The organism is Alloscardovia criceti DSM 17774, from assembly GCF_000376885.1.
GTDB lineage: Bacteria > Actinomycetota > Actinomycetes > Actinomycetales > Bifidobacteriaceae > Alloscardovia > Alloscardovia criceti.
Genome location: NZ_AQXR01000011.1, coordinates 245,380 through 258,772 on the forward strand (window position 1 = coordinate 245,380; position 13,393 = coordinate 258,772).

9 protein-coding genes and 2 tRNA genes are annotated in these 13,393 nt (G+C 49.7%); 8 read left to right on the forward strand and 3 right to left on the reverse strand.

The window, feature by feature from the left end; all coding sequences use genetic code 11:
- Positions 1-73: 73 nt before the first annotated feature.
- From pyk to D570_RS0106450, 5 genes are all read left to right on the forward strand, one after another.
- On the forward strand, positions 74-1,516 hold the full coding sequence (pyk, locus tag D570_RS0106430) for a pyruvate kinase (RefSeq protein WP_018143570.1): 1,443 nt from the start codon (positions 74-76) through the stop codon (positions 1,514-1,516).
- A 275-nt stretch (positions 1,517-1,791) separates the two neighbouring features.
- Positions 1,792-1,865: transfer RNA gene (locus tag D570_RS0106435), tRNA-Leu, on the forward strand.
- Positions 1,866-1,938: 73 nt separating this feature from the next.
- Entirely contained in the window at positions 1,939-2,601 is a 663-nt protein-coding gene (locus D570_RS0106440) for an ANTAR domain-containing response regulator (RefSeq protein WP_018143571.1), read from the forward strand.
- A gap of 160 nt (positions 2,602-2,761) precedes the next feature.
- Complete coding sequence (gene polA, locus D570_RS0106445) at positions 2,762-5,629, forward strand: DNA polymerase I (protein ID WP_018143572.1); 2,868 nt, start codon at positions 2,762-2,764, stop codon at positions 5,627-5,629.
- 27 nt (positions 5,630-5,656) lie between these two features.
- Positions 5,657-6,487: a Nif3-like dinuclear metal center hexameric protein gene (locus tag D570_RS0106450; protein ID WP_018143573.1), complete on the forward strand. Its 831-nt coding sequence runs from the start codon at positions 5,657-5,659 to the stop codon at positions 6,485-6,487.
- 68 nt (positions 6,488-6,555) lie between these two features.
- On the opposite strand, the gene abc-f is transcribed toward D570_RS0106450, so the two are convergent.
- A complete protein-coding gene (gene abc-f, locus D570_RS0106455; RefSeq protein WP_018143574.1) occupies positions 6,556-8,022 on the reverse strand; it encodes a ribosomal protection-like ABC-F family protein in 1,467 nt (488 codons plus the stop codon).
- A 413-nt stretch (positions 8,023-8,435) separates the two neighbouring features.
- Positions 8,436-8,512 (reverse strand) — tRNA-Pro (locus tag D570_RS0106460).
- Between the two features lie 251 nt (positions 8,513-8,763).
- Here D570_RS0106460 and D570_RS0106465 point away from each other — a divergent pair.
- From D570_RS0106465 to hisN, 3 genes are read left to right on the forward strand one after another with little or no spacing between them, the layout of a single operon-like run.
- Entirely contained in the window at positions 8,764-9,876 is a 1,113-nt protein-coding gene (locus D570_RS0106465; RefSeq protein ID WP_018143575.1) for a hypothetical protein, read from the forward strand.
- Positions 9,877-9,901: 25 nt separating this feature from the next.
- On the forward strand, positions 9,902-11,224 hold the full coding sequence (aroA, locus tag D570_RS0106470) for a 3-phosphoshikimate 1-carboxyvinyltransferase (protein WP_026181940.1): 1,323 nt from the start codon (positions 9,902-9,904) through the stop codon (positions 11,222-11,224).
- 24 nt (positions 11,225-11,248) lie between these two features.
- Entirely contained in the window at positions 11,249-12,046 is a 798-nt protein-coding gene (gene hisN / locus D570_RS0106475) for a histidinol-phosphatase (protein WP_018143577.1), read from the forward strand.
- An 82-nt stretch (positions 12,047-12,128) separates the two neighbouring features.
- Here the strand turns inward: hisN and D570_RS0106480 are convergent, their stop codons facing one another.
- Complete coding sequence (locus D570_RS0106480; RefSeq protein ID WP_018143578.1) at positions 12,129-13,358, reverse strand: acetate/propionate family kinase; 1,230 nt, start codon at positions 13,356-13,358, stop codon at positions 12,129-12,131.
- Between the last annotated feature and the right edge of the window lie 35 nt (positions 13,359-13,393).

Consider the following 13,393-nt stretch of genomic DNA (forward strand, 5'->3'; position numbering starts at 1 on the left):
AACACAGTAAACTAGGAAATGTGAAATATGGGCATAGCCCATTCCGTCTAGATAAAGAAACAGGTAGGCATTCATGCGCAAGGCAAAGATTGTCGATACTATCGGTCCAGCTTCCTCAGCTCTTGATACCCTCAAGGAAATGGTTAACGCTGGTATGAACGTTGCTCGTATCAACCGTTCCCACGGAACTTTTGAAGAGCATATGAACGTTTATAACAACGTACGCCAGGCTGCAAAGGAAACCGGCAAGAACGTTGCAGTTCTCGTTGATTTGCAAGGCCCTAAGATCCGTTGTGGTTGGGTTGAAGAAGATGCTAATGGTGAGGACAAGGTATGGCTCGATCAGGGTCAGCAGTTTGTTATCACAACCGATGAAGTTGTAGGAAACAAGGAACGCGTTTCCACCTCTTTCAAGGGTCTTCCAGGCGACTGCCATCCTGGAGATCCAATCCTTATCGATGATGGTAAGGTTCAGCTCGAGGTTGTAAAGGTAGAGGGCAACGACGTTGTAACTAAGGTTATCGTTGCTGGTCCTGTATCTTCCCACAAGGGTATCAACCTTCCAGGCGTAGCAGTATCCGTTCCAGCATTGTCTGAAAAGGATGAGGAAGATCTTCGCTGGGGTATCCGCACTGGCGCAGACATCATCGCTATGTCCTTCGTACGTTTCGGCACCGATATTGAGCGTGCTCACGAAATCATGGACGAAGAAGGCCGCCGCATTCCAGTCGTTGCAAAGATCGAAAAGCCACAGGCAGTAGAAAACCTCGTGGACATCGTCAAGGCATTCGATGGAATCATGGTTGCTCGTGGTGATATGGCAGTAGAGATGCCATTCGAGCAGGTTCCACTGATTACCAAGCGTTGCATCGAGCTTGCTCGTGCATATGGTAAGCCAGTTATCGTGGCTACCGAAGTTCTCGGCTCCATGGTTAAGGTTCCAGTACCATCCCGTGCAGAAGCATCCGACTGCGCAAACGCAGTTCTCGATGGTGCTGATGCCACAATGACTTCTAACGAAACTGCAGTAGGCGACTACCCAGTTATCGTTGTGAACACCATGGCTCGTCTGTCCGGCTATGCTACCGAGCATGGTTACGACCGTATCCCAGGCATCAAGGACGAAGAGTTCTCCACCACCGCAGCTGTAGCACATGCAGCAGTTGCTCTTGCTGACAAGACCGATGCCAAGGCTATCGTTGCTTTCACCAAGGCTGGCGAAACTGTTCACCGCGTATCTGCAGAGCGTCCACAGGCTCCAATCTTCGGTTTGACCACAGACGAGCACACCAAGTGCTGGCTCGGTCTTTCTTGGGGTGTTGAGGGCATCAAGGTTGACACCGAGTATCACGGCTTGTCCCGTAATGAGCTCATGGCTCTTGCTGACAACACACTGAAGGCAAATGGTAGCGTACAGGATGGCGACACCATCGTCCTCATCGCTTCCGCTCCATCTGCTCAGGAAGCTGGCTCTACAGATTCTGTATACGTACACACTGTAGGTGCTCGCGACTAATTGAAATAATCTTTCACATTAGTTGATTTAGCTGGGTTGTCTCATCAGAGCAGCCCAGCTTTTCAATACCCGATGAATTCCTCACCACAAGAGAACATGCTAAGAATATATCGCCTTATGTGTGCAAAGATGGCGTGAATGATTGCAGAAGTCCACAATCTCCTGCGCGGTATGAAATTGTGACTCGACTAAAGACCGCACAAACACAGCGAAACACGCCGTAAACGCCAAAGTTTGCCATAATTAAAATTACCGTGTATATTCTTACAGGTACCGCCCCGGTATCCCAATTGGTAGAGGAAACAGCCTCAAAATCTGTGCAGTGTGGGTTCGAGTCCCACCCGGGGCACGTAGATGAGGTCTCAATGGGGAGCTCTCATGAACTTCCCGAGTACAAATCGAACTTAGGAAGGTGCATACAAATGCCTGGCATTCAGAATGAAAAGCGAACGGTTGTCGTTGCTGAAGATGAGGCACTCAATCGTTTAGATATTATCGAATCCCTGAATGATGGCGGCTATGAAGTTATTGGTGAAGCTGCTAACGGTCAGGAAGCTGTAGACATCGTTCGTGAGAAGCATCCAGATATCGTTGTGATGGATATTAAGATGCCTGTTAAGGATGGTATTACCGCAGCTCGCGAAATTAATCAGGAATTCCTTGCACCTGTTGTGATGCTAACCGCATTCTCTCAGAAGGATTTGGTGGCAGAGGCAATCGATGCAGGTGTTATGGCTTATGTGATTAAGCCATTCGTCCCAGATAAGCTTTTCCCTGCTTTGGAAGTAGCTTTTGGCCGCTTCGAGCAGATGCGCGCCCTGCGTGAGCGTATTGGTGGGGAAGTAGCTCAACAGGCTGCTCCAGCCGAGCAAGACGAAGAAATTACCGCTCTGCGTGAGCAGGTAGAAGATTTGAAGAATAGGCTCGAATCTCGCAAGCACGTGGACCGTGCGAAGGGATTGCTTATGGAAAATATGGGATTGTCTGAGCAAGAAGCATTTCGCTGGATCCAAAAGACATCTATGGATCGTCGTTTGACCATGCTGGAGGTTGCGGACGCTGTAATTTCCCAGATTGAAGGTTAATTGAGCCCCCGTGATGCAAGGATAGGCGCTAAGACATAGGCGTTACCACGTTTTCCCGATGATTGTTGTGCGATAATCTTTGTGTCGTTCAAATTTCAAAGCTGCAGGCAGAAATACATGCTCTGCAGCTTTTGCATACCCGATAAAGTACCATAGAAGCATGGTTTCACGTCTACTTGTAATTGATGGTCATTCTTTAGCATTCCGTGCTTTTTTCGCTTTGCCCGCAGATAGTTTTTCCACTTCTGATGGTCAAACCACCAACGCTATTTACGGTTTTACGACAATGCTGTCGCAGGTATTGGCAGAAATCAAGCCAACGCACATAGCGGTGGCTTTTGATGTCAAAGGTGGCACCTTCAGAAATGCCATGCTGCCCCAGTATAAAGGCACGCGCGATGCCGCGCCGGAAGAGTTGCTCAGTCAGCTGCCACTGTTACATGATTTGCTGGATTCGCTGGATATCTCCTACGTCGAAAAAGAAGGCTTCGAAGGTGATGATATTATCGCCACCTTATCGACGATGGGCAGGGATGCAGGTTTTGATGCCTCCTATGTGCTATCCGGCGACCGTGACGCTTTCCAGCTCGTGGATGACAAGATTACGGTGCTTTATCCGGGACATCACTTCAAAGATTTGAAACATATGACACCACAAGCTGTTTTTGAGAAGTATAAGGTGTATCCCGATCAATACCCGGATTTGGCAGCCCTGCGCGGAGAAACTGCAGATAATATTCCTGGTGTGCCAGGCGTCGGCGACGGCTTCGCAGCCAAATGGATTAACGAATTTGGTGGGCTGGAAGGCATCATTGAGCATGCTGAAGACATTAAGGGCAAAAAGGGTGAGGCCTTGCGCGAGAATCTCGAGCAGGTCAAGCTGAATCGTCAAGTAAATGCCTTGGTTCGTGATGTGCAATTAGACGTGTCTTTAGATGAATTTGCCATCCACGCGCCGGATATGCACAAAATTGATACCGCGTTGGCAGCTTTCGAATTTGGTGCGAATATTAAGAAACGCATTTATACCGCCCTAGCAAACTGTGCGGGGGTGTCTTCGGATAGCCTCGAGCATGCTGAATTCACGCCTGCGCGAGAAGGAGCCTCGTCTAGCAGTGCAGCCGAAGAGGCTGAAGAAATGAGCACACAAGGCCCGAATGCACAAGCTATGGTGGATAGCACACGGGTGATGGCTGTGTTTGAGGATAAGAGCTCTGCGGACGACGTTGTAGGGGCTATCGACGTATGGGAGAAACAGCTCGAGGATCAGCCTTGGGCTTTGCTCGTCGAGGGCGATAGTACTCCTGCAGCTTCGAGTGTGAGGCGACTGACTATAGTCAGCGCCCATGGTGAAGCCTTGAGTCTGCAGACTAAGGTGCTTTCACAAGACGTGGTGAAGCAACGTTTGAGTTGTCTGTTTGACAAGCACGCGCAGACCGTCTCCATGCACGGATATAAGCAAGCTCTGCACATGCTGAGCAGCATGGGTTTAAACCTCACCCAGCCTGCGATGGACACGCTGCTTGCAGCCTATTTGCTTCGCCCTGACGATGAGTATTACGATCTGGACCGCTTAGTCGATGAGGATGCTCAGGCGAGCTTGCTAGAGGAGGGGCAGCTCGCCCCACAGCCAGCAGAAGTGCAGGGAGCCTTCGACTTCGATGCAGACGAGCAGCCTACCGAGCCGAGCGAGGAGGATCGCGCAATCGTTGCTGCACGCCAAGTCATGGGTGTGCTCGCTTTGGGCATGGTGTACGGACAAACACTGGAGGAGCGCCATCAGTCGAGTCTGCTTGCAGATATAGAGCTGCCCGTTTCTCGAGTTCTCTTTGATATGGAAGAAACAGGCGCTGCTGTAGATCAAAATCGCTTGTCTGAGCTGCTCAGCCTGTTTAGTGCACAAGCACAAGAGGCACAAGACATCGCATGGACACAAGCGGGCTCTCAGATTAATTTGCAAAGTCCAAAGCAGCTTCAGGCTATTTTGTTTGAGGATATGGGATTGCCGCCAACGAAGAAAACGAAGAGCGGCGGGTATACGACGAATGCGGCCGCCTTACAAGATTTGTATATTCGCTCTATCCATAATGATCGCGCGCACACCTTCTTGGAGGCCTTACTGCGCCACCGTGAAATGAATAAGCTCAAGCAAATCGTTCAAACGCTGACGGATGCGGTGTATCCGCAAGACGGTCATATTCATACCACCTTTGAACAAACCGTGGCTGCCACCGGCCGTTTGAGCTCGACCGAGCCAAATTTGCAAAACATCCCGAATCGCAATGCTGCTGGCCGCGAAATCCGTAGTGTTTTCGTGCCTTCTGCTCATAATGAGGCTCTACTGTCTGCCGATTATTCCCAGGTGGAGCTGCGTTTGATGGCTCACCTTTCAGGCGATAAGGCGTTAATTGAAGCCTTCAAATCGGGTGCAGATTTTCACAAGTATGTGGCGTCGCTGGTGTATGGCATCCCTGTGGAGGAGATTACTCCAGATCAGCGCTCGCATATTAAGGCCATGAGCTATGGCTTGGCGTATGGTTTGAGTACGTATGGTTTGGCGCAGCAGTTGAAGATTTCCCCTGCCGAAAGTGATATTTTAAAGAATCAGTACTTTGAAACCTTCGGCGGTGTGCATGATTATTTGGAGTCGCTCGTGGCTCAGGCGAAGCGACGAGGATATACCGAAACTATGTTTGGCAGAAGAAGGTATTTCCCAGGGCTCAAGTCGGCGAATCGTCAGGTGCGCGATGCGGCCGAACGTGGAGCATTAAACGCACCCATTCAAGGATCTGCAGCCGACATTATGAAAATCGCTATGATTAAGGCGGATAAGGCTTTAAAGGATGCTGAGGTGAAATCGCGCGTGATTTTGCAGATTCACGATGAACTTCTGGTCGATATCGCTCCCGGTGAGGCGGATGATGTGGCTCGCATTGTGAAAGATGCCATGGAGCATGCTGTGGATTTGGCTGTGCCATTGGATGTTTCTACAGGTGTAGGAGCGGATTGGCAGCAGGCAGCGCACTAAAGGAGACCGTGGAGTGGAGGAGTACATATGGCAGGATTAAACGTTGCACAATGCGTAGAAGTGCTCGAGGAATTGTATCCGATCAGCTTTGCGGAAGAGTGGGATGAGCCTGGGCTTATAGTAGGCGATCCGAGCTGGCCTGTAGACACGGTGTATTGTGCCGTGGATCCGACCGAAGAGACAGTAAAGGATGCAATAGCACAGGGTGCTGGTCTCATGATTACGCATCATCCGCTGTATTTTAGAGCCACACATACAGTCTCGGGTACGACTTTCCGCGGCTCTCTGGTCAATATGCTGATTGAAAATCACTGTGCGTTATGGGTGGGGCATACGAATGTGGACTCTGCTCAGCGCGGGCAGGGGGAGGCCTTTGTGCAAGCTTTAGAGCTCGTGGATGAGGGGGCTCTTATCCCGGTGGAGGCCGATCCGGCGTATCCACGCGTAGGTTTGGGACGAGTCGGTCGACTTCGTGAGCCGATGTCGCTTCAAGATTTTGCGCGCCGCATTGCTGATACTCTTCCAGACACACACAACGGCATTTTCGTCAGTGGTGATGTGGAAAAACTGATTCAGCGTATAGCCGTGCTCCCTGGCTCTGGGGATTCCGAAATTGAGGCTGCAGCCGCCAGCGGTGCCGATGTGTATGTGACCAGTGATTTACGCCATCATCCCGCGCTGGATGCACGTCAAGAGTTTTCTATGGCGTTGATCAATACACCGCACTCGGCGATAGAAAAGCTGTGCTTTAATCTGATGACCGAGGACCTTCCACGGGCATTACAGAGCACATTCAATCAGAGCGTAGACATGTATATATCCACGCTGAACACCGATCCATGGGATATGCGCATCTAAAAAAATACGGATGCTGAGAAACGGGTAGTGGCTTGCCGAGTTCATCGTTCGGCAAGCCACTGTATTTGTTAGCCGTATTCCACGATTCTGGTGGCCACATTGTGCTCGAAAGCCTGGTCATGCTCCACAAAAATCATCGTCGGCGCACATTCTGCAATTAATTCTTCAATCTGCAGACGTGAGTAGATGTCGATGTAATTCAGCGGTTCATCCCACACGTAGAGGTGGGCTTGTTCACATAAACTGGCTGCTATCAAGATCTTTTTCTTTTGTCCTTCAGAAAGATCTTCCATATTCTTAGAAAAAAGGTCACGCTCGAAATCCATTTTGCGCAAAATAGTTCTCAACAAACTGTCATCGATATTGCGTAAGGCAGCATACCCAGATAGCGGGCCTTGGAGCTCGGACACGTCCTGAGGAACGTACGAGATTTTCAGATCCTGACCGATTTCCGCTATGCCAGCATAATGGATTTTTTGTCCCATCAGCAGTTTGAACAGACTGCTCTTTCCGCTGCCATTCTTGCCTGAAAGAGCTACCCTTTCTCCGCGATGCAGCGTAAAAGACAGGGGCTTTCCGATGAGTGTGTCCGCATAACGCAACTGCACATTGGCAAAGTGAGCTAACACATCGCTATGATAACGCAGCGGGGAAAGCTTGAGCTTTTCCGCACTTTCCGCATTCTTGAGCAGCCCTTCAGCCTTCTCGATAGCTTCGTTTTGGCGAGATTCGATGGACTTGGACCTTTTCATCATTTTCGCAGCCTTATGACCCACAAAGCCCTTATCTGCGGCACCGATTTTAGACGCCTCCGTTTTCTCAGACCACTGGGACGTGCGTTGTGCAGCTTGGCGCAAGCGTTTAATATCTTTACGCAGTTGGGCATTCTTTTCCTGCTCAAAATTCTGTTGCTGATTAAAATTCTCTAACCACGTAGAAAAATTGCCCGTCTGAATTTCAATATTCGTGCGATTCAAGGTCAAAACGTGGTCGATACAACGATCCATAAATTCCTGATCGTGTGAAACCACAATAAAGCCCTTGTGACGCTTCAGATATTGCGCCACTACGCCTCGAGCCTCCATGTCCAGGTGATTCGTCGGCTCATCAATGAGATGGAAATGTCCCTCATCGACAAACATTGCGGCAAGAAGCGCCTTTGTCTGTTCTCCCTGGGATAGGGTAGACCACGGCCGATATAACACGTCCACAGTCAAATCGAGATATGAAAATTCGCGCATAAATTCCCAATCTTCGGCCAGCGCTGCCACATCGTGTAGCACGTCCACAGTGTCACGGGACGCATCCTCAGGTGTATAGGGAAAGTAGTCGAAGTCGACGTTATGGATGATGTGGCCTTGATAATCCGTTAATTGCCCCGCGAGAATCTTCACAAGCGTGGACTTTCCACGACCATTGCGTCCCACAAAACCGAGCTTCCAATCGGTATCGATAATAAGGTTCAAATCTTCGAAAACAGGGGAAAAACTGCAGGGATAGGCGAAGCTGAGATTTTCAATTTTGATCATAGACATGACAAGCCTCCTTTGTCTGTATGTGTCCAGCCGTGTGGCTGACTTCATTCAAAGTCGGTTAAGCCTTTCATTACTGCGCTGCGGATTCAAACCGACAGTGATCGCAACCCGTGAAGAGTAATGAATGCTTGCTTAAAGCACAATGGTCCTCCAAAACTGTGCGTGTATTTAGATACGAGGGGAGTGCCATCTTCGATGCAGCAGTATTTTCGCAAAAATAGGCAGAGTAATTGCCCCAAAAAACAGAAGCACTGTGAAAATTTACGCAATCGGACCGATGACACTTCCTATGCATGTATAACCGAATACACAACTCGAGGCGTTATTACATGCTGAGTGAAGAAATCATCTTTCGTTGTCCGTCCTTACATAAAATAAAAGGGAGATAACTGTAAAAGTATCTCCCTTTCTTCTGGTCGGGCTGGCGGGATTTGAACCCACGACATCTTGTACCCAAAACAAGCGCGCTACCAAGCTGCGCTACAGCCCGAGAACCCATTGAGCGAAGCTCAACAAAAGAAAACTATACAACAATATAAGAACTTTTGCATATGGGCGTGTTGCGCTAGCTCTGAGAATGCACAAACCGCGAATTTTCAGCAAAGGGACGGAGTAAAGACGCAGTGGCGTTTGATTTCGGCTATATAGTCCCTGAAAGAAAACGCGGCACAAGCGCAGTTCTCCTCAGGTCTTCAGCACAGACCATAATGGGCAGTACGTGAAGGGAGAAGGTGCACATCGATGGGTCGTTATCAACGCGCTGAAACTGTAGGAATATTCACCGCCTTAGGAACCATTCTTGTAGTGGCATGTGCGACCACCGTTTTTACACAACGTGCATCCGCTATTTGGTTGATTTCCGCGCGACGCATTATTGTAACCTCCTGTTTTATTGCCGCTTGTGCCGCGGTGGTTTTTGTCATCGGCTATACGCACAACGATACGACGCATGCCAAACGCGATTTTTTCCGATTCCTCCGTCGCAGTGGCGAGATCATCGCTTTAGCTACGGTATATACGGTTTCCATGGGGCTCATTAGTGCAGCGGTACAAATGTTTATCGCCCAAATTTTAGGCAATTCGTTTTTCGAATATCAATGGGCTGTGATCGCCTGCATTAGCGCCTGTGTGGGATATCTGGTTTACGTACAGGCAGCCTTGATTAATTCGCGCACGATTGCCAGCCTGTTACCCATATTTGTGATCAGTGGTGTGACCTTGGCCGGCATGACGAGTGACGATCCGAATTGGTGGAAAAATAATTTCTCTCAGCTGGGGGATAGAACGACCTTTGCGGCAAATATCTTCAATTTCACGGTGATTTTGGCGGGCGTTACAATGCTGATCATCAGCTATTTTGCCGTTTCTGAATTCACCACGCAGTATCGTTTGTTTGAAAGAAGCGGCGCCGAGACCTTAAACCAGGAGTTCAAGATACGTATGGTGATTCTTTCGGTGTTGCTCACCGTAGCTTCTCTGATGTTTATGGGCATTGGCATTTTCCGCTACACGCCACATCCGGTGTTGCATAATGTTTTTGCACGCGGGCTGGCTGTGCCCATGATGCTGCTGATGATAGGCATGCCGTGGCTTGTGCAGCGTTTTTCCTTCATTTTTTACTTTGTATCGGATGCGATTATTGTGCTCATTGCAGGCGCCTTTGCATACTGGTATCTGGGCTACACATCGCTGACAAATGTGGAGGCACTGGCCGCCATTTTGTTTATGGCATGGTTCATCGTTTTCTCTCGCCAAATTGCTGCGCTTGAATCGGATCGTCTTGCCACATTGGCGGATATGCCAGACAATATCGTTCGCGAAATGGGACATTCCCGTTTGGATCAGCAGCACTAAAGATCCGATAGGCTACGATAGTTGTATGACTTCTCAAACATCAGTATGGACAGCACCTCTGGCCCAAGGACCTATACATGCTACAGTTTCTATTCCTGGGAGCAAATCGCTGTCTAACCGTTATCTCATTCTGGCCGCATTAGGACGTGAGAGCGTGCAATTAGAAGGTTTGTTGCGCTCACGAGATACGGAATTGATGCTAGCGGCGCTCGAGGAGCTGGGCGTCCAACACGAGACAAGTCAAGACGACTCAACGGTCGTGCGTATAAAACCGCCTGAAGATGCAGCTTTTCCGGGCAATTGCACGATTTACTGCGGTTTAGCAGGAACGGTGATGCGCTTTGTACCCGCGTTGGCACTGTATGCGGACGGTCCGGTGCATTTTGATGGTGATGAACAGGCGTACAAACGCCCAATGAAACCGCTACTCGACGGTTTGAAACAATTTGGTGCGCAGGTGGAGTACCACGGTCAAGAAGGCTTTTTGCCATTTACTATCACACCGGCTCCAAAGCATGATGGCAATGTGCATATCCGTGTAGATTCATCCTCCTCGTCTCAATTTATTTCGGGGCTTCTTTTGGCTGCCAGCGCATGGGATGGCACGGTGATTATCGAGCATACGGGCGAAAAACTACCGAGTATGCCGCATATTCGTATGACTATGGCCGATGTGCAGGCGGCAGGCGGACGGGTAAGCTACGCCGATAAACAGTGGACAGTGAAGAGCAATACGGTGCAATTGCCACGTGTGGTCGTGGTTGAGCCGGATCTGTCCAATGCGGCGCCTTTTGTATGCGCGGCTCTTATTGCTGGCGGTACGGTGCGCATTCCTCGCTGGCCTTCGATTTCCACACAGCCGGGCGTACTGCTTCCGGGATATCTCGAATCCTTCGGCGCGCAGGTACAGCTAGATAAAACACAGCACATACTCAGCGTTACAGGTGATGGGAAAATTACGGGCGTCGGCGATTTTGACCTTAGTCCTGCTGGCGAAATTGCGCCTAGCCTTGCAGCTTTGGCAATGCTGGCCTCCAGCGATTCGAGATTTACAGGCATTGCGCACCTGCGCGGACATGAAACCGATCGCCTCCAGGCTTTGGTGACGGAAATCCAGCGTTGTGGGGGTGTGTCCGAAGAGACCGCCGATGGCCTGTCTTTCCACCCAATAGACAGGGAACTGCTGCATGGTGCCCGCATGCATACTTATGCAGACCATCGCATGGCCACCTTTGCGGCCATGATTGGGCTTGTGGTGCCGGGCATTGAGGTGGAAAATATTGAAACTACGCGGAAAACCATCCCAGATTTTGTGGGAATGTGGACCGATATGCTTGCACAAAAGTAGACATTGCGGGATAAAAGGGAAGAAATGAACGAGAAAATTTTCGATTCGCCATTTTACGAAGATTTAATGCATGCATTGGAATTTGCGGATATCGCGGATGCCATTAGCCTAGAACGCTTTGGAGCATTAGATCTGAAGGTGGAAACGAAGTCTGATAATACGCCTGTAAGTGACGCCGATCGCGCCGTGGAGCGTGCCATTCGAAAAGCCATTGCGCTCTATTATCCAACGGATACAGTTTATGGTGAAGAGCTTGGTAAGCAGGAAAGTGCTGGGCGCCGTTGGATTTTGGATCCTATCGATGGTACGAAGAATTATGTCAGAGGGGTGCCCGTCTGGGCGAGTCTCATAGCTCTCCAGGTGGATGACGAGTTGGTTGTTTCCGTTGTTTCTGCACCGGCGTTGGGTATGCGTTGGTTTGCTGTGCAGGGAGCTGGAGCTTATATGGGCAAGAATTTTGAGGATGCCAGGCGGATTCATGTTTCCCAGGTTTCACAGCTTCATGATGCGTCTTTGTCATTGTCCTCCTTATCCGGTTGGAAAGACCGGGGCAATCGCGATCACCTTATAGCACTGACCGATGAGGTGTGGCGCGTACGTGGTTTTGGCGATTTTTGGCAGTACATGCTCGTGGCTCAAGGTGCGGTAGATGCGGCTGCAGAACCGGAACTGGATTTGTATGATATGGCAGCGCTTGTGCCTATTGTGACGGAGGCAGGCGGACGTTTTACGGATTTAGAGGGCAATCCGGGCCCATGGGGTGGGTGTGCTTTAGGATCGAACGGACTGATCCATGAGGACATCCTAGAACGATTGCGATAACGCACATTGCTATAACATAAAAACGGGCAATAAAAAAGCTGGGCAGGAGTGCTGCCCAGCTTTTTTAAAGTTTTAATTGTCGTTAAGCGTTGAACTTGTTTCCATATTCGTCGCCAACTTCAGCCAACTTAGCTACCTTCTGTGCAATAGCCAACTCTTCATTCGTTGGGATGACGCATACAGTAACGGAGCTGTCTGGAGTAGAAATCACGCGTGGCTCAGAAGAATGTACCTCATTCTTTTCTTCGTCAATCTTCACGCCAAATGGTGCGAGCTTTTCGCAGACGAACTTACGAATTGGGGAGGAGTTTTCACCTACGCCTGCAGTGAAGGTGATGAGGTCCAAACCGCCCATTTGAGCAGTGTAGTTGCCGATGTAGCCGATGATACGGTGCACGTACACATCGATGGCCAGAGCAGCATTCTTGTCGCCTTCTTCGCGCAGAGCCAGCACTTCACGCATATCGCCGTGACCGGTCATACCCATAAGACCAGACTGCTTGTTAAACAGAGTGTCCAGCTCATCTACATTCATGTTTGCATTGCGAATCAGGTGGAAGACTGCCGCAGGGTCGATATCACCGGTGCGAGACCCCATCATCAAACCTTCGAGAGGGGTCAAACCCATAGAGGTTTCTACTGGCTTACCGGAAATCTGTGCGGACACAGAAGCTCCATTACCAATGTGCAGTACAATCTGCTTCAATCCTTCAGGATTCTTGCCAGCGACGGCAGGAGCGGTCTGTCCGATGAATTCATGAGAAGTACCGTGAGCACCGTAGCGACGAATCTGATACTTGTCTGCCACTTCCTTGTTCAATGCATAGGTAGAAGATGCTTCCGGCAGCTGGAAGAAGAAGGAGCTATCAAAGACGAAGCCCTGTGGTGTATCTGGAAGCAGACGAGTCATAACCTCAGCGCCGACTGCTTCAGGACCGTTGTGCAATGGGGCGAGCACAGCCAAATCCTTCACCTTCTGAATGTTTTCGGGGGTGACAAGTGCTGGTGTAGGGAAGACAGAACCGCCCTGAACGACGCGATGGCCTACAGCTACTAAATCGTATTCTTTCAAGTCAGGGCCGTATTCGTTGAAGAACTGAAGAACGCGCTTCAAACCCTGTTCGTGATCCTTAATTACCTCATCTTCGAACTGGTGCTTTTCGCCGTTGTACTTATGAGTATAAATACCGTTTACTGGCTCACCAATCTTTTCTACGAGGCCAGAAGCAAGGCCTTCGCCACTTTCCAAATCAACCAGCTGATACTTAATAGAGCTGGAACCAGAATTAATAACGAGTACAGTCTTTGCCACTGCTCGTCCTCCCATCAAATGTGATTAGTATCCAT